Origin of the sequence: Bernardetia sp. ABR2-2B (assembly GCF_037126435.1) — a bacterium.
Classification (GTDB): Bacteria; Bacteroidota; Bacteroidia; order Cytophagales; family Bernardetiaceae; genus Bernardetia.
Genome location: NZ_CP147020.1, coordinates 2,062,834 through 2,086,576, shown reverse-complemented (window position 1 = coordinate 2,086,576; position 23,743 = coordinate 2,062,834). Strand labels below are relative to the sequence as shown.

Annotated in this window: 20 protein-coding genes; 6 read left to right on the top strand and 14 right to left on the bottom strand. The window is 31.9% G+C overall.

The genetic code is table 11. From position 1 onward, the window contains the following. Positions 1-16 precede the first annotated feature (16 nt). Positions 17-2,500 (bottom strand): TonB-dependent receptor, encoded by a 2,484-nt coding sequence (locus WAF17_RS08700; protein WP_338768880.1) that lies wholly within the window; start codon positions 2,498-2,500, stop codon positions 17-19. Positions 2,501-2,814: 314 nt separating this feature from the next. Here WAF17_RS08700 and WAF17_RS08695 point away from each other — a divergent pair, with 314 nt between their 5' ends. Both WAF17_RS08695 and xrtK read left to right on the top strand, forming a co-directional pair. Continuing rightward, positions 2,815-3,471, top strand: a complete 657-nt coding sequence (locus WAF17_RS08695; RefSeq protein ID WP_338768878.1) for a MarR family winged helix-turn-helix transcriptional regulator — start codon at positions 2,815-2,817, stop codon at positions 3,469-3,471. Positions 3,472-3,530: 59 nt separating this feature from the next. Further along, the gene (gene xrtK, locus WAF17_RS08690) at positions 3,531-4,049 is read left to right on the top strand and encodes an exosortase K (RefSeq protein WP_338768876.1); all 519 of its coding nucleotides are present in this window, start codon (positions 3,531-3,533) and stop codon (positions 4,047-4,049) included. A 29-nt stretch (positions 4,050-4,078) separates the two neighbouring features. Here xrtK and WAF17_RS08685 read toward each other — a convergent pair whose 3' ends face one another. After that, complete coding sequence (locus WAF17_RS08685; RefSeq protein WP_338768874.1) at positions 4,079-4,825, bottom strand: hypothetical protein; 747 nt, start codon at positions 4,823-4,825, stop codon at positions 4,079-4,081. Between the two features lie 252 nt (positions 4,826-5,077). Here WAF17_RS08685 and WAF17_RS08680 point away from each other — a divergent pair, with 252 nt between their 5' ends. Together WAF17_RS08680 and WAF17_RS08675 are read left to right on the top strand one after the other, a co-directional pair. Next, positions 5,078-6,313, top strand: a complete 1,236-nt coding sequence (locus tag WAF17_RS08680; protein ID WP_338768872.1) for a tol-pal system protein YbgF — start codon at positions 5,078-5,080, stop codon at positions 6,311-6,313. 94 nt (positions 6,314-6,407) lie between these two features. Next, positions 6,408-7,133 (top strand): DUF697 domain-containing protein, encoded by a 726-nt coding sequence (locus tag WAF17_RS08675; RefSeq protein ID WP_338768870.1) that lies wholly within the window; start codon positions 6,408-6,410, stop codon positions 7,131-7,133. A 134-nt stretch (positions 7,134-7,267) separates the two neighbouring features. Here WAF17_RS08675 and WAF17_RS08670 read toward each other — a convergent pair whose 3' ends face one another. Continuing rightward, positions 7,268-8,290, bottom strand: a complete 1,023-nt coding sequence (locus WAF17_RS08670; RefSeq protein WP_338768867.1) for a radical SAM/SPASM domain-containing protein — start codon at positions 8,288-8,290, stop codon at positions 7,268-7,270. Between the two features lie 17 nt (positions 8,291-8,307). Continuing rightward, positions 8,308-9,186, bottom strand: a complete 879-nt coding sequence (locus WAF17_RS08665; RefSeq protein WP_338768863.1) for a DUF3298 domain-containing protein — start codon at positions 9,184-9,186, stop codon at positions 8,308-8,310. Positions 9,187-9,474: 288 nt separating this feature from the next. Here WAF17_RS08665 and WAF17_RS08660 point away from each other — a divergent pair, with 288 nt between their 5' ends. Then, entirely contained in the window at positions 9,475-10,458 is a 984-nt protein-coding gene (locus WAF17_RS08660) for a quinone oxidoreductase (protein ID WP_338768860.1), read from the top strand. 48 nt (positions 10,459-10,506) lie between these two features. Here the strand turns inward: WAF17_RS08660 and purD are convergent, their stop codons facing one another. The 10 genes from purD to WAF17_RS08610 all read right to left on the bottom strand — a co-directional run bounded on the left by purD (position 10,507) and on the right by WAF17_RS08610 (position 22,629). Beyond that, entirely contained in the window at positions 10,507-11,784 is a 1,278-nt protein-coding gene (purD, locus tag WAF17_RS08655) for a phosphoribosylamine--glycine ligase (RefSeq protein ID WP_338768857.1), read from the bottom strand. A 169-nt stretch (positions 11,785-11,953) separates the two neighbouring features. Then, a complete protein-coding gene (gene gldN / locus WAF17_RS08650) occupies positions 11,954-12,841 on the bottom strand; it encodes a gliding motility protein GldN (RefSeq protein WP_338768854.1) in 888 nt (295 codons plus the stop codon). 181 nt (positions 12,842-13,022) lie between these two features. Then, a complete protein-coding gene (locus WAF17_RS08645; RefSeq protein WP_338768851.1) occupies positions 13,023-14,648 on the bottom strand; it encodes a 7TM diverse intracellular signaling domain-containing protein in 1,626 nt (541 codons plus the stop codon). A 91-nt stretch (positions 14,649-14,739) separates the two neighbouring features. Beyond that, positions 14,740-15,165: a hypothetical protein gene (locus WAF17_RS08640; RefSeq protein WP_338768848.1), complete on the bottom strand. Its 426-nt coding sequence runs from the start codon at positions 15,163-15,165 to the stop codon at positions 14,740-14,742. Between the two features lie 72 nt (positions 15,166-15,237). After that, the gene (locus tag WAF17_RS08635) at positions 15,238-17,415 is read right to left on the bottom strand and encodes a 7TM diverse intracellular signaling domain-containing protein (RefSeq protein WP_338768845.1); all 2,178 of its coding nucleotides are present in this window, start codon (positions 17,413-17,415) and stop codon (positions 15,238-15,240) included. 88 nt (positions 17,416-17,503) lie between these two features. Then, positions 17,504-19,681 (bottom strand): 7TM diverse intracellular signaling domain-containing protein, encoded by a 2,178-nt coding sequence (locus tag WAF17_RS08630; RefSeq protein WP_338768842.1) that lies wholly within the window; start codon positions 19,679-19,681, stop codon positions 17,504-17,506. A gap of 145 nt (positions 19,682-19,826) precedes the next feature. After that, positions 19,827-20,393, bottom strand: a complete 567-nt coding sequence (locus WAF17_RS08625; RefSeq protein ID WP_338770169.1) for a DUF420 domain-containing protein — start codon at positions 20,391-20,393, stop codon at positions 19,827-19,829. A gap of 73 nt (positions 20,394-20,466) precedes the next feature. Continuing rightward, positions 20,467-21,183 (bottom strand): SCO family protein, encoded by a 717-nt coding sequence (locus WAF17_RS08620; RefSeq protein WP_338768839.1) that lies wholly within the window; start codon positions 21,181-21,183, stop codon positions 20,467-20,469. 153 nt (positions 21,184-21,336) lie between these two features. Further along, a complete protein-coding gene (locus tag WAF17_RS08615) occupies positions 21,337-21,675 on the bottom strand; it encodes a cytochrome C oxidase subunit IV family protein (protein ID WP_338768836.1) in 339 nt (112 codons plus the stop codon). Between the two features lie 159 nt (positions 21,676-21,834). After that, positions 21,835-22,629 (bottom strand): cytochrome c oxidase subunit 3, encoded by a 795-nt coding sequence (locus WAF17_RS08610; protein ID WP_338768833.1) that lies wholly within the window; start codon positions 22,627-22,629, stop codon positions 21,835-21,837. A 274-nt stretch (positions 22,630-22,903) separates the two neighbouring features. Here WAF17_RS08610 and WAF17_RS08605 point away from each other — a divergent pair, with 274 nt between their 5' ends. Continuing rightward, entirely contained in the window at positions 22,904-23,695 is a 792-nt protein-coding gene (locus WAF17_RS08605) for a DUF6498-containing protein (protein WP_338768831.1), read from the top strand. Positions 23,696-23,743 lie beyond the last annotated feature (48 nt).

Here is a 23,743-nt window from a genome sequence, read left to right as displayed (position 1 = left end):
TTACTCAAAATAAATTCTAAAACTCCAAAATAAATCCAATAGTAGGCAAAACACTTGGTTCACTATCTTCCAAAATGGTAGGAATTGCATTTGAGCCATCATTATTTATAGGCTGTCCATTAGTGGTTTTGAAACCCGAATTATCTTCTGTTCTCTCAAAGGTATAACGAGGAAAAGCAGGAGAAGCCTGTATGAGTGCATTCTGAATGTCGATATATAAATCCAATGTAATTTTCTTGAAATTAATTTTTTTATCCAAACGGAAATCAAACTGACTAAAATTCCCTAAGCGTTGAGAATTTAGACGAGAATTATCCAAAACTCCATTACCAGTCGTCAAATAATTTCTTTGAGAAGCCAATAAATCAAAAGGTGTATAAGGAGAACCTGCTGCAAAACGGTAACGCAGACCCATTTCCCAACCTCTACCAAACTTTCTTCCCAAGATAGCTGAAATTAAATGACCATTATCCCAAGCAGAAGAAATAAGCTCACCGTCTGTTCCAGCAAATTCGCTTCTAACAAATGTATAAGAAAAGACAGCAAAGATTTTACTTACTAGCTTTTGTTGGAATAAAAATTCTGCACCGTATGCTCTTCCTTCTCCAATGCTTTCAACAGCTTCGTTACCGATTGCGCCAAAACCTCCTCCTTGATTGGCAAGAGAAATTCCATCACGCACCGAAACAGGGTAGTTTGCATAGTTTTTATAAAAACCTTCTACTGTAAAACGTGTACTTGCTCGTGGCAAAAACTCCGTTCCCAAGACATAGTGCGTAGAAGAAATATATTTGTTTGATTTATTGACAAAATCGCCATTTTCATTCTGAAAACCCAAAACAGTATAAATTGGAATTTTGAAATAACGACCAACAGAACCATTAATTGACCATTCGTCATTGAGATAATACGAAGCTGAAAGACGTGGCGATAATGTTTCTAAAGGATTATTTCCTGTGTCCATAAATGTATTCATATCTGTACGAACACCAAAAGACAAACCTAATTTGTTATTCAAAACCGTTTTTGAAACCTGTCCGAAAGCTCCATATCTAAAGAAATCAATCGCAGAGTTATAATTGATTTGAACTTCTGACTGAATGATATTTCCTGTCGAATCACGTATTTCTTTTCTCAAACGATTAAAAATATCATTATTAAATTTCACATATTGACCAACAATTCCATAAGCGTATTTCCAACCCTTTTTTGATTTATTTACATCAATACGCAACTTGTTTTCAATCTCCTGTGATTCTAAAAGTAGCGTTCTAAACTCTTCACTTTCTTGTCTGTCTTCGAATTGATCCAAACGATTATCAAACATATTTCTACTCAAAGCTACATTTACATAACCATCTTTTACCAATCTTTTCAAAGCAAAACCAGTTGTATAATTCCATTGATTAATACTTGGACTAGAACGCAAAACATACTCACTTTCAGGTGTAGATTCTTCTGGGGCTTCAAAACTAAAATCATCAATAGCACCTACTCCGATAGCTGTAAGTGTAGTTTTTTCGTTGAATTTATGAGTTACTTTATACTGAAAATCCCAATAGTTTGGACGAATAGGCAAATCAATGAGCGCAAACAAAAATTGTAAATACGAACGACGAGCAGACAAAAGCATCGTAGTTTTTTTGCCTAAAGGAGCTTCAAAAGTAGCTGCCAGTTCAGTTCCAGAAAGGCGAATATTTCCCTGTAAACGTTTCGAATTTCCTTCTTTTTGTTTGAATGTAAAAACAGAAGCAAGTGCATTATCATAACGAGCCTCAAAAGCTGAAGAACTAAGTGTTACATCTTCAATAAAAGAAACATTCAAAATTCCAGTAGGGCCTCCTGCACTTCCTTGCGTGGCAAAATGATTGATAACAGGAATTTCAATTCCATCTAAATAATAAACATTTTCATTTGGCGCACCACCACGAATAATAATATCATTTCGAAATCCTCCTCCTCCACTCGTACTTCCTACCCCTGGAAGAGCTTGAACAACACGAGAAATATCAAAATTTCCCCCTGGATTACTTTTGATTTCTTCCGTTGTCAATCGCTGTGTAGAAAGAGGACTTTCAACCGTTGTAGGAGATGCAGAAGTTGCTTTTCGTGCTACAATTTCGACACCTTCTAAGTTAGAATACGATTCTGCAAGTTCAAAATTTACATTATTTGCATTTCCTGTACTTACAATAATATTGAATTTTTTGAGCGATGCAAAACCAATATATGAAGCTTCTAAATTATAACTTCCCACAGGAATTTCTAATTTATAATTTCCTTCCAAATCTGTAACTACGCCAATGATTGGGTCACTACCCTCAACAATAACTGAAACGCCAATAAGTGGTTCTTGCGTGTCCTTATCTCTGACTGTTCCTTGTACAATTCCTTTTTTTACGGATTTTTCTTGTGTTTCGTCTTGTGCAAAAGAAAAATTTGAAAAAATAAGGCTAAAAAATAAAAGAAAAAATAAGTGGTAAAATTTTGAAGTAGTCATTTGAATTTTTGATAAAATAAAAAAATAGTTGTAATTTTATAGTATGTTTACGTATTAAATTTAAAAAATACAGAAAGTATTTTGCTTTCAGAATGCAAATCTAACCTCAAAAATTGAGAATTGTTTTAGTTTTAGATAATTATTTTCTTAAATTTATTAAAAACTATTTTTTATTTAGTACGTTAATATACTAAATTTTATTTTAAAGGTCGCTCGTGAGAATACGAGCAACGACAGAGTTAGCTTTTCTTAGAAAAGCAGAAAAAGATTTATTCATTGCTTGTGTCCCCACGAGCGATATACACAGCAAAAAAATGAATTACGATATTTTACACGAGCTTATAGATAAAGCGCAAGAGTACGAAACCCAAACAGGGCAAAAACTAGAAAAAGATGATTTAGCTATTTTCTCTGAATGGCTCTACGTACAGACACACAGTCGTGTGTCTAAAAGCAATACATCTGAAGAAATAAAACTAGAGCCAACAGGCGAAACATTAGATAGCATTATTGGAAAATTTATTGGCTTTATGTATCGTTTCGCAAAGTTTTATACTAAAAAGGCTTTAGAAGATAGCCCTCTCACTACCTTAGATGATTTTACCTATTTGGGAAGTATTATGCTTAAAGAAGGCAGCACCAAAACCGAAATTATTGATTATCATATTCACGAAAAAACAACAGGAATAGAAATACTAAAACGACTGAAAAGAAATGGTTTTATTACAGAAAAGAAGTCAGAAAAAGACAAGCGCAGTAAATCATTGTTCATAACAGAAGCTGGAAAAGGAATCTTTTTTGCCCACGTAGGAAGAATGCAAAAGATAGGAGAACTTATTGTGGGAGATTTGGAAGAAAGCGAAAAACGACAACTTATTTCACTTTTGAATCGTCTTAATGATTTTCATCAGCCTATTTATCATGAAAATAAGAAAGAGAGTTTTGAAATGCTTTTAAGTTTTAGAAAATAAAAAGTAATATTATATTTTTATTCTCCAATCTCCATTCCCTAATTCCTATTTCTCTAAAATTGAAAAACAAACTATCTCTACTTTTCCTATTCACAGTTTTCTGTATTGGCTTTGCAGCTAAATGGATTTTTACAAATCTTGACGTAGAGTATTCTATTTGGCTTTTGAAACCCACTACGATTTGGGTAGAACAAATTACAGGACTTGATTTTAACCTTTTGCAGAACGAAGGTTATGTTTGTACTCAAATTTCTCCGACTACAATTATCGATAAAAGCTGTTCGGGTCTTAATTTTTGGCTAATGTCATTTCTTTTAGGAGCTTTTGTTTTGCATAAAAAAATAACTGACTTGTGGCGATTTTTCTACTTCTTTATTCTTGTTTTTAATTTAGCTTGGCTTGTTACAATTATCGCAAATACTGGACGCATTGTTATTTCAATTAAATTTCTTCCTCTTCTTTCTCCTCATATAGAATATGCTCAAAGCCATCTTTTGCTAGGAATTTTTATTTATGTTACGATGCTAATTCTGTATTATTTGATTCTTAGGAAATGGGACATGGGAATTAGGAATTAGGAAATGGAGATTGGGGAATACACAAATACCTACTTTATAAACAGTAATTTCTGCTTCAACCTCTTCCAAAAATTATAATAGCCTACAAAAAAAACGGCTCTTCCTTCCAAAAAATAATCATTTCCTTTTTTAGTTATGATTTCGTGGTCGCTAAAAAATTGATTTCTGTTTTCATTTTTTGAAGCATAAGAAAATTTCCAAGAATCCGTAATTGATGTCGGAATATCGAATTTATTCAATCGAATCAAGTAATCACTCAATTCTATTTCATCAGATTTGAGATGATTATCAATAAAACCACGCACAAAATTATAGATTCTTTCAGAAACAGGTTTGTCTAATGTTGGATAAGTTTCATAAAAAGTAGGCGAAATACGTTCGATAGCTTTGGGATTGTAGGTTTGGAAGATGAATAAAAATTTACCCAAAAACCAAAAATAACCTAGCTTTCTTTTCAAGAATAATAAATTACCTTTTTTTGCAAAATTCTTGATGTGTCTGTCTGCTGTTTCATTTTTAAAAACGACACTTACAAAAATGATTTCTAATGGTTTTTCATGAAAAGGAGTTTGATTTTTTACATTATAAAATGCCTGAACTGCCATTACTTCTCCATCAATTTTGTGCATATAAAAAATAGGATTGTACCTATTTATATGAAAATGATGAAGGTAATCATCAGGAAAAGCAGGATTTGCTTTTTGTGCCAAATCTGTAATTTGTTTTACTTCTTTCTCTGAAAGCTCTGTTCCTTTTTTTGAAATAATTTCCACCATTTTTTTTCCTATTTATTTTTTTTCTACAACGAAATACCAATTTGCAAAGTACGATTATTCAGAGAATGAAAGAATTGAAATTCACTTCTAACTTCTTAAATCTAACTTCTAACTTTAATTATTTGGTATGATTTTGTTATTTAGAGTAAGTATAAATAATCATTTTGCTTTATCTAAAAGTCTTTTTTAGAGTTTAAGTAAAAATGATTTGTGTCAAAATTCCTATCTCATTCACTAATATTCTATCAAGCTATGAAAAAATTACTTTATATTCTCATTCCTCTATTTTCATTATTTTATCTTTCTCCTTTTAGTTATCAAAGTGCAAACGCACAAGATTTGCCTCATCCAGATAGTGTAGAAATGCTTATCAATAGTATGGCAATTCAGATAGAAGCAACACAAGGGTTAAATGATATGTATAATTTTGACTTTAGAAGTGCAGAAAGTCAGTTTAAGTGGATAAAAAAGCGTTATCCAAAGCATCCTTTAGGTTATTTTTTGATGGGATTGAGTAATTTTTGGAAAATGATGCCTAATGAAGACATAAAAACCTATGATGGTGTTTTTAATAAATATATGGATTCGACAATTACCTATGCAGAAGATATTTTTGATAAAGCAGAAAAAAAATCGCCAAAACAAATAGAAGCTGCCTTTTTTTTATCAGCTGCTTATGCTTTTAAGGGACGTTTAGAATCCAATAGAAGAAATTGGACGGCTGCTACCATTGCAGGAAAACGAGCCTTGAATTATTTAGAAGATGCTAGAGGGTATGGAGATTTGAGTCCAGAACTACTCTTCGGAGATGGCTTATATAATTATTATGTAGAATGGATTCCAGAAAATTATGGAGAATTAAAGCCCATTCTTTGGTTTTTCAAAGATGGAGACAAAGCAAAGGGAATCAAACAATTAGAAGAAGTAACAGCAGAAGGATTTTATACCAAAACAGAAGCTCAAACTTTCTTAGTTCGTATTTATGATAGTGAATCCAAAACAGACCCTACATATAGAGCAAAGGCATTAAATTTAAGTGAATATTTGCATACAATCTATCCCAAAAATGCTTTTTTTCATCGTCAGTATCTAAAACTTTTGTATCTGAACGGAGACGGAAACAAAACCATTGAAGAATCTAAAAAAGCATTAGAACTTATCGAAAAAAATGCTTTTGGTTATGAGGGAACAATTGGGCGTTATGCTGCATTCTTCTTGGGTTCACATAGTTTTAGAGCCTTGAGAAATTATGAAGATGCGAAAAAATATCTCAAACAAGCCGTTGAGTTTGGGGAAGGTGCAGATGCACAAGACTCGGGATATTATTTGTATTCTTTGGCTTATTTGGGGCAAATTGCTCATATAGAAAAAGATTATATGGCAGCAAAAGGTTATTATGAAAAAATAAAAGACCACGCAGACCGAAAACACTCTACCAAAAAAGAAGCAAAAGAATATCTAAGAAAAAATAGAAAATTATTCAAATAAGAATTATTCAAAACTTCATTTGTCTCTTTACGTTATTAGTCTATTATACAGTTATTCTAAAAATTCATCAAAAATTATCAATCACAACAAAATTATGAGTCAAGCTAAAGTTCAAGCCGAAGGTATCGTTCAAAAACACGTTTTATGGTCTATGGGAATGGGGGCAATTCCAATTCCTTTTGTAGATACAATTGCTGTTTCAGCGATGCAGTATGAAATGTTAAAGCAAGTTTCGAATCTATATGGTTTTGAAATGAGTGAAAATATGGGAAAATCTCTTATCTCTGTTCTTGCAGGAGGTACACTTGTTCGTATGGGGGCATCGGCTGTCAAAACGATTCCAATCATTGGTTCTTTCTTAGGAGGTGGTGCAATGGTGGTTTTGTCGGGAGCTTCTACTTATGCAATAGGAAGTGTCTTTGTCCAGCACTTTGAGTCTGGAGGAGATTTATTTGATATTGATACCGAAAAATTCAAAACTTTCTACAAAGAAAAGTTTGAGCAAGGAAAAGAATATGCTGCTGATATGAGAGATAAGGCTAAAAATTCTATGAATGGCGAAGATGAAAATCTAAAAACAGATTTAGGAAAAAAAGATAAGCCAACAATGGAAACTGACCCAAATGCTCCTAAAGATGGAAAATATGAACACCAGTTTCAAAATAAATCAGGCGAAAATCAGAAAAATAAAGAGGAAAAAGAAAGTGAAGAAGAACAAGCATTAAAAGAAGCCAAAATTGCTGAACTCAACGACCTTAAAGCAAAAGGAATCTTGACAGATGAAGAATACGAACGCATGAAAAAGAAAATTATGAGTTAATACAATAAAAATTAGCGAGTGATTTATATGATTAATATGACAATTACAAGATAACACATACAAATTTGCATTTATCTTCACTCATCATAAAAATCATATAAATCATTTCTCAATAAGTTGTGGCGTTTTTTATTCTACACCCAAACCTTCGTTCCTTCTGTACAGTTTTTACAAATTTCGATCTCTTTTCTTGATTGTAATAATGAATTTCTAAATTCAGAATAGGTTTCATTTTGCCAAATTTCATTGAAGGAATACTTTTCTAAATCTCCCAAATGATGAGTAGCATCTTTATCAAAACAACAAGGAACTACCTTTCCATCCCACGTAACGACACACGAATGCCACATCTTCCAACAGCTATTTTCTAAATTATTCTTTAGAGTTACTTTTTCATTTTCCTTTTTATAACGACTATACTTCCCATCTTCTGGAATAAAATCAGTTTGATTTTCATAATCATAAATTTGTGCTGTTTTGATGACTACTTTATCAATTCCTAATTCTTTCCCTATTGATTTTATTTGTTCTATTTCGTGTTCGTTGTGTTTGAAGACGATAAATTGAAGCATAATAAAAGGCGTTTTGCTCTTGTGTTTTTTCTTGTGTTTGACTACATTTTCAATTCCTTTCCATACTTTATCGATATTTCCTCCAATTCTATACTTTTTGTAGGTTTCTTGATTTGCTCCATCTAAAGAAATAATAAGCCGAGAAAGTCCTGATAAAACTGTTTTTTCTGCCACTTCTTCTGTCAGATAATGAGCATTTGTAGAAGTAGCTGTATAAATATTCTTCTCATTAGCTAGTTTTACCCAATCCAAAAAATGCTTATTGATATAGGGTTCTCCTTGAAAATAAAAAATAAGATAGGTCAGATAAGGAGAAATTTCATTTAATAATTTTTCAAAAATAGCATTACTTGCATTTCCAGTAGGGCGAGAAAACTGTCGAAGTCCAGACGGACAATGAGGACATTTCAGATTGCAAGTTGTTGTAGGCTCAAAAGCAATGCTTATCGGAAAACCTTTTTGGTAATTTTGCTTTGTGATTTTGGAGATATAATAACTAAAAAGTAACAAAACGCCATTCCAAAAACGTTTGAAAGTAAGCGTTTTGAGATAAATTATTCCATCTTGAATTTGGTTTTTATTCATATAAAAATTGAGTCGCATTATTTCATCAAAGAACGAACTGAAGCATCAGCTTTGACTATATCTTTTAATTCATTCCAAGTCAATAAAAAAGTAGGTGGAGGCATAGCACCAACTGTTATTTCAGTACGAAGGTAGCTAAATTCAATTCCTTTATCAGTAAAAAAAAATCGTTCTGTTGGTTCTACTTTCTCTACTAAAAAACCATAATCTTCCATAGAAGAAGCTCCCTCTTTCTCTACTATTTCTTTTGCCTTAACTGTCAGTTTTTGTGTGAGTTGTGAAATTCCATTTTTATCAAAAATATCAGATAAAGTAACCTGTTTACTATTTTTTAAATCCAAAGTTAGGTAAGTGTCTGTGTAATACGAACGTGCGCCACCTCCATATTCATCTAAATAAAAACCTATTGTTGTAAAATAATTGTCATTATAGATGACACTTATAGTTTTGTTTTGTTCCCAATCTGCTGACATTCCAATTATTTCTTCGGAGTTTGCATCTATGTAAAAATCAAAATACTCTTTTTTCTTTTTGACTAATGCTTCTTTTGCATCTCCAGAGTAGTTTTGTTTTTTTTGTAAAATGGTTTGAATAGCTTCCAAGTTGGTTTGGCTAGGAACTTCCGTAACTACTAAAATCTGTTCTTTAAAAGAAGTTCCAAAATCAGGCATAGAAGGTTCTATTTTGGGCAAATCAACTGTTCCACTATCCGTGAAGATTTCGTAAGTAATTTTCTTTATCGCAGTATCATCAGTTTCATTTTTTTCAAAAGCTTGATGAGTCAAAGAATCTGTATCATTTATATCAGTTTTGGAAGCAGAATTTTTTCCACAAGCAGAAAAAAGTAGAATACAAAAACAAAAAAATGAAGTGAAAGAATAAATAGTTTTTTTCATAGGTATAGAAGTAGTTGCTAGAGGTTATATGTCCTAACAGAACGTGAAATTTACTTTGATAATTGGGTAAGAAGTTTTATTTCCTATAAGAAGAGTTTTTAAAGTTCTGAATATCTTGGAGTTAGATTATAGAATTAATGAGCAACATTGTAACTATTAACTCAAAATAAATACTATCAAAAAAGATACGAAAATAATTTAATTATATAATAAAAAAATGTATCATTGCAAACCTTAATTCATTCAACTATAACCTAATATTTTTTTTACACACGATTAATAATTAATATGGAAAATAAAATGAAAGCTCTTACTTTTTCCGAGTTCGGAGGTTCAGATGTTCTTAAGTACATAGATATTAAAGTTCCTACATTGGAAGACAATGAAGTTTTAGTAGAGATGAAAGCTATTGGACTAAATTATGCAGATATTTATCGCAGAAAAGGAAATTATCACTTAAAAGGAAATCCTCCTTTTATTGCTGGTTATGAAGGAGCTGGAATTATTCAAAAATCAAACTCAGATAACTATAAAGTAGGACAACGTGTAGCCTTTACAGATGTTCCTTTTGCTAATGCTGAATTAGTAGCTGTTCCAGAATCTCATATAATTCCTATTGATGAAAATATAAACTTTGAACTTGCTTCATCTGTTTTATTGCAAGGACTAACAGCTCATTATTTAGCAACTGATAGTCATAAGATTGAAGAAAATGAAATTGTACTTGTCCATGCAGCTTCTGGAGGAGTAGGACAGATACTTACTCAAATCTGTAAAAATAAGGGAGCAACTGTGATTGGACTTACAAGAAGTGAAAGTAAATTGGAAGTTATCAGAGAACAAAAAGCTGATTATGCTCTACTACTGAATGAAGGTTGGAAAAAAGAAGTTTTAGAAATCTCTCAAAAAGTCAAAAATCAAAAAGGAGTTGATGTAGTTTATGATAGTGTTGGAATCACTTTAGAAGATAGTTTTGAAGTTACGAAAGAGTGTGGGCATATCGTTTTTTATGGAATGAGTGGAGGCGACCCAAAACCTGTTGATCCTAGAATGTTGATGGATACTAGCAAGACCCTTACAGGTGACGACCTTTGGAGTTATCTCAATTCAGAAGAACAACGACAAAAACGAGCAAAAGAACTTTTTGATTGGATTAAAGAAGGTAAAATTAATATAAAACCTCCTGTAAAATTCAAACTTTCAGAAGGAAAACAGGCTCACAATTTTTTGGAAAGTGGAAAAAGTTCTAGTAAAGTCTTGTTGATTCCGTAAACCAAAAAAAACTCCAAGCATTAATAAAAAATGCTTGGAGTTTACGTCTTAAAACAAATCTTTTCCAATATCCTTACGATAATATTTTCCTTCAAAATCAACTTGCTCGGCTGCGTGATTTGATGCTGCTAGAGCTTCCTCTGCTGTGTCTGCAAGTGCAGTAAGGGCAATCACTCGTCCTCCATTTGTGAATATTTGTCCTTCATCTTCTTTCGTTCCTGCTTGAAATGCAATTACATTTTTTTGAAGATTTGTATGTCCTTTTATTAATTTTCCTTTCTCATAATCTTCTGGATAACCTCCCGAAACAAGCATAATTGTAGTAGCAGCTTTTTTGGAAATTTTGAGAGAGTGATTTCCTAATTGTTTCTTTGCTGTTGCATCCAACAAAGCCAAAAAGTCAGATTCTATACGTGGCAAAACTACTTCTGTTTCTGGGTCGCCCATTCTGACATTGTATTCCAAAACATACGCTTTGTTTTTCACTACCATCAGCCCAATAAAAATAAAACCACAATAATCTATATTTTCATTTTGAAGTCCTTGAAGTGTTGGCTTTATGATTTTTTCCTCTGCATTTTTAATAAACTCTTCCGTAACGAAAGGAACTGGCGAAACTGCACCCATTCCTCCTGTATTTAGTCCTGTATTTCCCTCTCCAATTTGCTTATAATCTTTGGCTTCTGGCAACAAAACATAATCTTTTCCATCTGTAAGAACAAACAAAGAAACTTCAATTCCATCTAAAAATTCTTCAATGACTACTTTACTACTTGCTTCTCCAAATTTTTCATCTAAAAGCATTTCATCAAGCGTTTTGGTAGCTTCTTCTTTTGAGTGAGCAATCACAACGCCTTTTCCTGCTGCTAGTCCATCAGCTTTCAAAACAACTGGAATGGACAAGGTATCAATATATTCTTTTGCTTTTTGAATAGATTCTTTTGTGAATGTTTCTGACTTTGCCGTCGGAATATTATTTTTATTCATAAAATTCTTTGCAAAATCCTTGCTTCCCTCTAACTGTGCGCCCTGCTGATTTGCTCCAATAATTCGAATGTTTTTGAGTGAATTATCATTTTTAAAATAATCTACAATTCCTTTTACGAGAGGTTCTTCATTTCCGACAACTACCAAATCAATATCACTTTCTTCACAAAAAGAACCCAAACGCTCAAAATTGGTAGGTTTGATGGCTACATTTGTTCCTACTTGCGATGTTCCAGCATTTCCAGTAGCGATATAAAGGTTATCACAAAGTGAGCTTTGAGCAATTTTCCAAGCAAAGGCGTGTTCTCTTCCTCCTGAACCGATGATTAAGACGTTCATAAAAAAATGAATTTTGTAGTGTTTCTGAATTTTATAATTAATTTTCTCTAATCAAACAAAACTACAAAAAATCAATGGTAGAATCACTTCAAATTTTGATTATAATTTCACACTTGAAATTACAGACTTAATAAGATAGTATCAAAACTTTCGTAAAAAAAAATTAAAATCAGTTTTCCCACAAGTTACTTTCGTATTCTAGCATTGTGGCTTCATAATTCTGGGCGACTAAAAGCGTTTGATTATAGTTTTCATAAATATCCATTATATAATCATCATCTGCATTTTGATATTTTATAAGTCGCCCGTTTGTAAGCATCAAATCAAAGGCTTCTTCTAAGTTTCGGTGTGCTTGATTATTTCTCTGATTGTAATAAATAGCAGATGAATTATTTCTAAAAAGACTCTGTACCAATTCTTTGTAAGAGAATGTAGCAATTGTTGTTTCAAGTCCTGTGGCTGGATTCATTTCAGCAGGAAGAATGATGCTAATAGTTTGAATATCGTTTATCATTCGGCTACGATTTTTATCAAAAAACTGATTTGTTTTTGTTTCCAAAATATAAAACTGATTAGCATAATACTCATCAGAAGAACTAGAGTCTAGTTCTGTTCCCCAAGTGTTATCATCATTTTCTAAATCTTTATCCAAAAAGCCTCCCCAACAGCCAAAAATTTGTTCTTCTGTAAGGTTTAATTCTGATTCGTGTAGGTGAATATTGCTTAAAAACTGTTCCCTGCTCATGTGGTTTCTTAGTGAATCATTTTGATAAGGAGTAACAATTCCTAACTTTACAGCATCGATGATAAGTTTTGTTATTTCATTTTTTTCTGCGAAAAACGGACGATTTTGTGTTTCTCTCAATGAAATTCTGTACCAAAGGCTTTTTTGATAGTCAATATGAGATTCGTGAACAGGACGAACTGACTTATGATTGTAGCCATCATTTGTATAATCTCCGTATTCTTGCGCCTTTAAAAATGAAGTGATAAAAAGAGTAAAGAATAAAGGTATAGAAAGCTTAATCCATAGAGTTACTTTTGTTGATTTTTTCATCGTCATAAACATTAAATTACTTTGATAATAATGTTCTTATAACGGTTTTTCTTTTTTTTATTGTCTTTGCGCTCAATCAAAAACCTATCAGAAATTTTTAAATATTAGTGAACCTGAAAAGCAAACTACCTAACATCTTGCAGCTATATGGATAAGCTTCTACGAGAAGTAGAGTAGAAAATCAAAGTTTCACACCCAAAATAGTAATATCATCACGTTGTTCTTCTTTTCCTTGATGATGGTCTAAAGTCTCTTCTAATTTCGTCTTCTGTTCTGAAAGAGATAAGTTGTGGTTTTCTTTTATTATTTCTTGTAATTGAAGTGAACCTATTTTTTGTTTGTCTTTATCATTTTGGTCTGCAAAACCATCTGTTGTGAGGTAGATTTTATCGTTTTTTGATAGAGTGATTTTTTGTTCTTCAAAGGTAACTTTTGTTCTTTCTTTTTTCTTAGTGATTCCTCCCACCGAGATTTTGTTTCCTTTTAGCTCTTTTAGTTCTTTATTTTCTATATAATACAAAGGACGCTTTGCACCTGAAAAAACAACTTCAAATTCGTTATTCGCATTCATTTTTTTTACAGAACATAAAGCCACATCCATTCCGTCCATATTATTAGTTTGTTTTTGCTTTAAGGCTTCTTGCAAACGTTCGTCTAAGCGTTTTAAGATTTTGGCAGGAGAAATAATGTGTTCTTTAGCTACAATTTCATTGAGAAGTGCAAAGCCAATCAAAGAAATAAAAGCCCCCGGAACGCCATGTCCTGTACAATCTAAGGCAGCAATTAAAATTATTTTTTCTTTAGTAATAGAATCAGAAGTTTCATAAATCCAATAAAAATCACCACTTACAATATCACGAGGACGAAAAAGTACGAAGTGTTCTTCAAAATTAGAAGTTAGTCGTTTGCCAAAAGGTAAAATAGCTTCTTGTATTGTCTTTGCATAACGCACACTATCAGTAAATTGTGTATTGGTTTGTTTGAGTTGGCTATTTTGAGTTTCTATGTAATCTCTTTGAGAAATAATTTCCTCTTGCTGCTGATGTAATTCTTCGTTTTGTACCAAAATTTCTTCTTGCTTTTGAGAGATTTCTTGTGTTCGTTTTTTTACTTTTTCCTCCAACATTTGATTTTGGTTTTCTAAAATCTTGGCATTTTCTTTTTCTAGTTTTTTTACCCTATACCCTAAACCAAGCGAAAAAACTAAAATTTCTAGCACTCCACCTGCCTGAACGATTGTATATACATCTTTTATAAAGTCAAGTTTGACCAAGCGCAAAGCATTTGAAATAAACCCTCCTCCAATGACAAACAAAGAACCTATAAGAAAATATTTTACAAGTGTATTTTTCCAATATTTTGTAGCTAAATGAATAAAAAAGATAATCATAAATAGCATCACAATCGCTGAAATAGGAATAGAAAGACCTGAGTAAAGAGGAATATTCTCAAGGAAATAGACAGCAGCAATATAAACAAGCGTGATAAGTATTTGTGCTATCATCAAAACTTTAAGGAATTTTCTCCAAAAACTATTGATAGTGTGGGAAGGCAAAAATGTAAGAATAAACCACGAGTAGGCTATAAAAATGATACACAAACCTGTTACTCTGAAAAAATAGGCAGTATGTGGGTATTCTGGCAAGATATAATCTATCAAAAGTCCAGTGTTTTGGCTTGAAAACATCGAAAAACCAAAAATATATAAGACGTAGGCGAGGTAAACTTTTTCTCTGCTAGAAAGAAATAAGAAAAAATTGTAGAGTAAAATAATCCATAACATTCCTTGAAAGAATGTTTGAATCAACGTTGTTTTTAGGCGTGGTTTGAGATAATTTTGGTTAAACTCTTTTTCTGTAAGTAGCTCTATCTTGGGTTCGATAGGAAGTTTTCTACTACTAATCTATATAAATAGGTTTTGAGTAGTCAAGTAGTTGAATAGCGTTTATCTCTGTACTGATGTCTAACTGCTTTTCAGAAAGTGGAACTAAACGTCCAGTAAGTAGGCATTTTTCTTTTTGATAAGCTACAATAGAATCTAATTTATTATCGAAAACAATAAATTTTATCTGTTCATTTTTTACTAAAACTTTCAGCCAAATTCTGTTTTTATCCTCGTATTTTGCTTTTGATAGCGAATCAGGAGTTACCTCTTCAAAACAGTTACCATCTAAATTTTCAAAAGTTACTTTATTGTCTCCACAAATTTGCACAGAAAAATTTGCTACATCGTTTTGAGAGAATGCAGCATAAGAAGTAAGTAAATTTAATACGAACGCAAAAAATAAATATCCTAAAAAATAATGTTTTGAGAAAAGTGGCAAAATAGTTTTTCTATTAAAGTAACAGAAGAAAGTAGTTATGAGGAAAAGTTTTAGAAATATACAAAAACTATTTTATAGTTTCACACCCATAATTGTAATATCATCACGTTGTTTTTCCTTACCTTGATGAAAGTCTAAAAACTCTTCTAGCTTTGCTTTTTGTTCTGTGAGAGGAAGGATATGAAGCTCCATTAGTTTTTGCCTAAGTTGTATAGAACCTATTTTTTCTTTCTTTTTATCATTTTGGTCTGCATAACCGTCCGAAGTAAGGTAAATTTTATCTCCTTTTGTAAGAATAATTTTATCTTCCTCAAATATGCTATTTCTCCTTTCTTTCTTTTTTGTAATACCTCCAACAGATATTCTATTTCCTTTTAGCTCTTCAAAATTATTATCTTTCAGATAGTATAAAGGTCGTTTTGCACCAGAGAAAGTAACTTCAAATTGTTTTTTACCCGTAGAGTGGTGGATAGAATCTACTTTTTTGATAGAACATAAAGCGACGTCCATTCCGTCCATGTTGTTTGTTTGTTTTTGACGGAGAGATTCTTGCAAACGCTCATCTAATCGCTGTAAAATTTGGGCGGGCTTAGTAGTCAGTTGCTTTGATACGATTTCATTCAAGATAGCAAAACCAATCAATGAAATAAATGCCCCCGGAACGCCGTGTCCTGTACAATCCAAAACGGCAACCAAAACGATTTCTTCATTGGTAATAGGGTCGTTGGTTTCGTAAACCCAATAAAAATCTCCACTTACAATATCACGAGGACGGAAAAGTACAAAGGATTCTTCAAAATGATGTTGTACACGCTGTTTCATTGGCAAAATTGCCTTTTGGATAGTTTTGGCATAGCGCACACTATCAGTAAACTGCGTATTAGTAGTTTTGAGTTGCTTATTTTGTTTTTCTATATAATCTCGCTGCGATATAATTTCTTCTTGCTGCTGATGTAATTCTTCATTTTGAACCAAAATTTCTTCTTGTTTCATCGAAATTTCTTTAGTTCTTTCATCTACTTTTTGTTCTAATAACTTATTTTGGTCTTCTAAGATACGTGTATTTTCTTTTTCTAGGTTTTTCATCCTTAATCCCAACCCTAAAGAAAAAATCAGAATTTCAGAAATAACACCAACTTGCGCCACTAAATACACATCACCTAGAGAGTCTCCAAAAACAGCTTTAAGCACATTGGATAAAAAAGCACCTCCCATAGCACAAGCAGAACCGAGTAAAAAATAACGAACCAGTACATCTGACCAATAATTTTTGGCTAAGTAGCCTATAAAAACCAAATTAGAAAGTAGTATAATTCCGTGAGCTATTTTCGAAGTTTTATCATAAATATAGCTGTTTTCTAATCCATAATTAATAATAATATAAGGGATGAGCATTCCGATAGAGAAGACTATTCCGATGTAAAAAAAACGTGTCCAAAATTTATTAAAAACTTTTTTAGGAAGGAAAGTTAGAATAAAAGAGAAAAAACCAACTGCCGTAATAGCCAGCCCAAACATTCTGAAAAGAAGTGAGAATTGTGGGCTTTCAGAAGAAAAGTAATCTACTAAGAGACCTGCATTTTGGGAAGTAAAAAGAGAAAAGCCAAAAATATAAATTGCATAAGCTAGATAAACTTTTTCTTTACTAGATAAGAATAAAAAAAAATTGTAGAGCAAGATTATCCACAACATTCCTTGAAAAAGAAGCTGAAAATCAACAGTTTCTCGTCTTTCTTTTACATAAATACGGTTAAAGTTCTTTTCATTCAATACTTCAAACCCAGTAGAAATTGGATATTCTCGGCTGCTAATAATTTCTACATAAAAAGGCTGATTATAAACTGGAATCTGAATGGCATTGATGGCAATACTTAGAGGAAGTTGTTTTTCTGAACGAGCTATCAAGCTGCCAGATAAAAATGTTTTGTTATTGTGATAGACTTTTATAGAATCTAAGTTTTTATTAAAATCTATAAATTCTTTTTTTGTGTCTGCAACCGTAACTTTTAGCCAAATGCGTTCTTGATATTTATCTTTATTTAATGAATCTAAATGAATTTCTTTGAAGCAGTCATTGTTCAATTTTTCAACATAAAAAATAGTATTGTCTTTACAAATTTGAATAGAAAAAGCATTACCTGTATTTGCAGTTTCATTTTGTGCAAATGTAGGGGTTAAAGATAAGCTATTCCAAAGGAAAATGATAAACAAAACGCTCAAAAATCGTTTTGCTAAGAGTTGTATAGACAAAGTATAACTAATTATTTTTTGTGAGTGTGTTTTAGTAATTTGAATATACAAATAATTTTAGAAAAGACAAGTTGTAGTACACTGAAAATTAAAGTTTTAACCCTAAAATTGTAATGTCATCACGCTGTTTTTGCTTTCCTTGGTGATTGTCCAAAACTTCTTCAAACTTCTTCTTCTGCTGTGCAAAAGGTAGCTCATGAAATTGTCTAAAGTATTCTTTGAGTTTTGCCGAACCTATTTTTTTATTGTTTTCTCCGTTTTGATCTATAAATCCATCAGAACTAAGATATATTTTATCATTTTTGGATAAGATAATGGTTTGTTCTTCGAAGCTATATTTATCTATCATTTTCTTTCTAGTCATTCCACCAATAGACGGTTTACTTCCTCGTATTTCATTGAGTTGTCCATCTTTTATAAAATGTATAGGACGTTTTGCTCCTGCAAATTTCACTTCATAATCAGCTAGATTATAAGAATCTGTTTTTTTGATGGCACACATAGCTACGTCCATTCCGTCTAAGTTGTGTTTTTGTTTCTGACGTAAAGATTCTTGAATGCGTTTATCCAGTCTTTTCAGAATATTGGCAGGCGAAGTAATATTTTCTTTAGCTACAATTTCATTCAAAAGTGCAAAACCAATCAGAGAAATAAATGCCCCTGGAACGCCGTGTCCTGTACAATCCAAAACTGCAATTAGCGTAGTATCTTCGCCAGTCATTGCATCCTTTGTTTCATAAATCCAATAAAAATCTCCACTTACAATATCACGAGGACGAAAGAGAACAAAGGAATCTTCAAAATGGTGTTGAAAACGCTCTTTCATTGGCAAAATAGCTTTCTGAATAGTTTTAGCATAACGTACACTATCTGTAAAATGGGTATTTGCGCTCTTGAGTTGCTTATTTTGTGTATCTATATAATCTCGCTGGGAAATAATCTCTTCTTGTTGCTGATGCAGTTCTTCATTTTGCACTAAAATCTCTTCTTTTTGTTTGCTTATTTCTCTCGTTCGTTCGGTTACTCTTCGCTCTAAAGTTCGGTTTTGCTCTTCCAGTATTCTAGCATTTTCTTTCTCTAACTTTTTCATTCGGTGTCCTAAGCCTAAAGAGAAAATCAAAATTTCTAAAACACCACCTGCTTCTACAATAATTCCAGCTCCTTCTACTCCCAAAGCCTGTAAAATATTGAATATAAATGCTCCCAAAAGCAATACTAAAGAAGCCAAAAGGTAATATTTTGTCATTGTATCTGACCAGCGTTTGATAGCTAAATAAACAAAAAATACTACTAAGCTTATCATCATTAGTGCGTGAGCGGCTTTTGAGAGTAGAGTGTAAAGTTTTAGATTGTCTGTTCCGTACATTACACCAATATAAATGAGTATCATGAAGGAAACAAAGATGATAAAGGAGATAAAAAACTTTTTCCAAAAACGTCCAAAAACTTCTTCTGGTAGAAATTTTAAAGTAAAATAAGCGTGTCCTAAGAAAGCAGCAGCCAAGCCAAAAATACGAACTAAGCTAGAAAAGTAAGGATAATTTGGAATAATATAATCAGAGAAAAAGCCTGTGTTTTGAGCATTAAAGACTGAAAAACCAAAAATATAGATGGAATAAGCTACATAAACTTGTTCTCTTGTAGCTACAAAAATAAATAAATTATACAATAAAATTATCCATAACATTCCTTGAAAGATAGCATGGATAATCACGTCTTCGTGTCGCTTATAAAGTTTGTCTCTTTCAAACTCTCTTTCTGTCAGTATTTCCAAATCTACGACTAGAGGAAGCTGCTGGCTACTGATAAGTTCTACATAGAAAGAGGCTTTATAATCAGAAGGAATTTCGATAGCATTGATTTCAATACTTTCGAATAGTTGTTTTTCAGAACGAGCTACCAAACGCCCAGAAAGTAGAGTGCTATTTTTACCAATATTTGGAAAAAAGACTTTTACAGAGTCAATTTTTTTGTTGAATACAATAAACTTCTTCTGTGGATTTGAAATGGTTGCCTTTAATAAAATACGCTCTTGATATTCTTTTGAGTTGAGTTTTGAAACTGTAATGGGCTGAAAACAAGAGTTGTCTATATTATTTTTTACCTGCTCAAAGGAAATAGATTTTTCATTACAAATTTCTAAAGAAATACCATCATTTACCTTCTCACTATTTTGTGCAACAGAGGAAGTAAAGAAAAAGATATTCAGTAAAAATAAACTACAAAAAACGCATAGAAAGCGTTTTATAAGAGTAGAAATTGGCAAAATAAAAAAGTGATTTTTTGTATTTGTGTTCGTATAATAGAAATATACGAAAAATGATAAACAAAAAAAGATTTATCTACTCAAAAAAGTAAATAAATCTTTTGTTTTGTCTTAAAAAATCAAAATATTATTTCTTAGTGCTGAATTATAATGGCTGATAATATGGGCTTATCATAAAATAAACTGTAACTCCAGTAATAGCAACATACGTCCAGATAGGAAAAGTCCATTTTACGATTTTCTTATGTTTGTCAATTTTTCCTGTCCAAGCAAAGTAAATTGCCCACAAAACCAAAGGCACAACCACAATAGAAAGTAAAATGTGTGAGCCTAATAAAAAGTAGTAAAAACCTTTAACAATACCCTCTCCTCCAAAAATAGTATGAGGAACAGAAGCGTGATAAATTACATAAGAAACTAAAAATAAAGATGACAAAATAAAAGCTGTTATCATAAGACCTCTATGTAATTTAATGTTTTTACTTTTAACAGCAAAAAAACCAGCAATCAAGCAAAGTGAAGTAAGCGAATTAAAAACAGCGTTGATATGAGGCAAGATGCGAGTATTAAAGCCAAAATCAATTTTGCTTTCATTATTCATAGAGAGTAAAATAGCTACAAGCAGAGGCACAACAACAGACAAAATTCCGATTGTCCATTTCATTGTTGGATTAGTTGTGGGTTGATTATTTGATGGAATAGTTGTATTCATTTTTTGATTCATTTATATCTGTGCAGGGATAAGGCAGACCTTATCCGTACTAAAGATTAATTATTTTGTGATTTTATTGTTCATCTTCTAATTGCAATACTTGTATTTCGTGGATCAGTCTGTCGACATCATTGAGGTCTGTTCCTTTGTAATATCCTCTAATTTGTCCTTTTTTATCTACCAAAACAAAACGCTCTGAATGGTCAATATTTACATACGTATCTTTCTTTTCAGCAGGGAGAAAATAACTACATTTTGCTTGTTGAAAAATCTCTTCTTCTGTTCCTGTCAAGAAATGCCATTTTGAGTTATCAGCACCATATTTTTCAGCATATTCCTTCAAAACTTTTGGTGTGTCGTAGGTTGGGTCAATGCTGTACGAAATAATTTTTACATTTTTATCATCTTTAAATGCTTCCTGTACACGTATCATTTCAGAAGCCATTTTTGGACAAATATTTTGCGTACAACGAGTAAGAATAAAATTTGCTACATAGATATTTCCTCTCAAATCTTCTTGTGAAATTGTTTCTCCAAGCTGATTGGTAAGTGAAAATGGAATGGTTCGGTGCGTAGAATCTACAAAGTTTGGTTCACAGCCCGAAGCCTTTATAAAAGTAGGGTCAAATTCAGGCAAACGCAAACTGTACATTATCGGCAATACTTTGTGCTTCGTTTCTCCTGTCATTAAGAAGAATATGAAAAGAGCAGGAAGAACTAAAATAGTAAGTAGAACAGCTAAGTTTTTATAATTTTTCTTTTCTGGAAGAGAATCTGATTTATCTGACATATAAAACTGTTTTTATTAAAACGAAATTTGAAATAGTAATCTTTTGCAAAACAAAAATGTTTCTTTTAGTTCTGCTAAAAAAACAGAAACTAAAAGAAACATTTTTATCAAAATCCTTTTTTCTCTTTCTATTAGAGAGGCTAGGGAAGAATATTACATTACCAATTCTGGAAAACGGATTCCAAAAATAGTAGTTCCTTCGATAAGCATTGCCAAAATAAGCCAACAAACAAAAATAGTTGGAGCGATGATAGCAAAAATAAGGTATTTAGCTTCGTGCTTAAGGTGCATAAATTCGGCTACAATATAGCCAGCCTTCACGAGTGTAAGCAAGATAAATACGATATTTCTGTAAATGCTTGGTGCAATAGTAAAAGCAATAACGTATTCTATTGCCGTAACAAGTGCTAGAATACCTGCTACCATCCAAATTTTCTTGATATTCTTAGCTCTTTGCTCTTTTGGGCTAAGTGATGAATCTACGTGAGCCATAATTTTATATTTTTAATGATTGTAAATGTAGAATAGATTTTAAGCTGTTTATAATAACAACAGAAACTGAATATACATCAGTCTCAATGTTCTAAGTTTTTTATCAAACAGATTAAATTTTTAATTCGTAATTTTTAATTCGTAATTCGTAATTGACATCTACACAAGGTAGAAAAATGTAAATACAAATACCCAAACTAAATCTACAAAGTGCCAGTACAAACCTACTTTTTCTACCATTTCGTAGTGTCCTGTACGACGATAAACACCCATCACTACATTATAGAAAATGATAATATTAAGAATCACTCCAATAAGTACGTGGCAACCATGGAAACCAGTAATAAAGAAGAAGAAGTCTGCAAAAAGTGGTGGACCGTATTGGTTTTGCGTCAAACTTGCTCCAAATCCTGTACTACGAGCAACTTCGTCCATACTTGAAATAAACATTTCAGTTCCGTGAATAAAGTGAGCCCATTCCCACGCTTGGCAGCTAAGAAATGCTACACCACCTAAGATAGTCCAAAGCATCCATTTTTCTACTTCTGCTTGTCTTTCATCTTCATTAAGCGCAGGACTATGACCAGCCTCAACAGCCAATACCATTGTAACACTACTCATAATCAGAATGAAAGTCATGATACCAACAAAAACAAGAGGAGCATCTACACCATGAAAAAGAGGCATTGAGTTAAACACCTTCTCTGGAATAGGCCAATATTCTTGAGAAAAAATGAATTCATCAGGGCTTTTTTCAAATGCTGGAAACGCAAAACGAGCTACTCCATACGAAATAAGAAAAGCTCCAAAGGTAAAAACATCGGAAAGAAGGAAAAACCACATCATGAGTTTTCCATAACTTGCCTTTAATGGTTCGTTTCCTCCATCCCACATACTGCGAACAGGCGCATTCATTTGTGGTTTGGTAGGTTCTGCAATAACTTCTGCTGCCATTGTATAAGTTGTATATAGATTTTTGTAATAAGATTTTTTAATAAAATGAAAGTAAGGCTGATTTTGTTTTACAATTTCTCTGCTTACTCCAATTCGATTTGTAGTGTAAAATTAGTTAGAAAACTGCAAATTTCCTTATGTTAGACAATTAAAATACATATTTTTTTGCAATTTAGAAGGGTTAAATACTTTAAATTGTTGAAAGTCAGTATATTTAAGTGTTTTTACATCTCTTTTTTTATCAAAATATTCGTGAAAATTACCAAAGAAAAATATGCCTACTTCAAAAATAAAGAAACTTTATGCAAAAAATATCGCTCTTATTCGTTTTTTGTTTAGCCTTTTGGTAAATGGTTTTACCTTTTTTGGTATTATCGTTTGGAAATGGAGCTTTTTTACTGTCATTTATTTGTATTGGGCAGAAGAAGTAATACGTATTATTTTTAGATTTTTTGAGAATAGAATCAATTATAATAAAAATCAAATTTCTAAAACAGAATTAAAAATCAAAAATAAAGCGACAAGAACAATGCTTTTTCCGATGGCAATTTATTTTGTCTTTATAATTGTAATTGTTGGAATTATCGCCTCTCCTAATAGTGATGCTACACTAAATAATTTGTTTACTGTATTTTTTAAAAATATGGAATTTAATCTCAATTTAGTTTTGGCTGTTTTGACTGAAATAGTAATTCTGATTTATTTATTTAAAAAACTAAGTAAAAATAAATTTGATAATCAAAGTAAAGAAGAGTTGGAAATAGAATTTTCAAGAAAACAACAAGAAGAGCAATCAAAAAACTACGCAAACTTGCAGCAAGATAAATATCAACAAAACTATCAAACAAATACAGACCAAAGCCAAAATCAAGTATTCTCTACGCAAATGTTAGTTTTGCATGTTTCTATTATCTTAGGAACAATGCTATATTTTGCAGCCAATACGGATAAATTACCTATTCAAATAGATTTGGGTGAGGCTGGAAAGTTTGCTTTTGTGATTGTTTTTGCTGCTGTGCAAACGGTGGGAGAGGTGTTGGGGTTTGTCAAGAGTAGGAAAGAGTAACAGACTTTAATAACAAAACTAAGCCTAAACTTTAATACTTTTACTAAA